Genomic DNA, 375 nt, shown 5'->3' with positions numbered 1-375 from the left:
GGAGCAGTTTTTGCATAATTTCCCGGTTGCGGCATCTTGATCCATCCTTAGATTTCAAGGGATGTCCCGCAGCGCTTTGTATTTCGGTGCGCATTGTTCCAACCACTCACGTCCCCCTGCTTGCGGGCATATTATGTAAGGAGCCCGAATGTTTTACAGAGATGAACGCCTGGCGCTTTTCATCGACGGCTCGAACCTCTACGCGGCCGCGAGGGCGTTGGAGTTCGACATCGATTACAAGCTCTTGCGTCAGGAATTCATGCGTCGTGGCAAGCTGTTACGCGCATTCTACTACACCGCCCTGCTGGACAACGACGACTACTCGCCGATCCGGCCCCTTGTCGACTGGCTCAACTACAACGGCTTCACCATGGT

General features: G+C 54.4%; 1 protein-coding gene. It reads left to right on the top strand.

The annotated features are described in order from the left end of the window. Positions 1-148: 148 nt before the first annotated feature. Positions 149-375 (top strand): NYN domain-containing protein (locus tag A6X21_RS25870; protein WP_131818222.1); only part of this gene is annotated, 227 nt, incomplete at its 3' end.

It is taken from the genome of Planctopirus hydrillae (genome assembly GCF_001707835.1).
Taxonomy (GTDB): Bacteria; Planctomycetota; Planctomycetia; order Planctomycetales; family Planctomycetaceae; genus Planctopirus; species Planctopirus hydrillae.
Note: the sequence above shows the minus strand (reverse complement) of the source record. Positions and strands in the feature narration are given on the sequence as shown.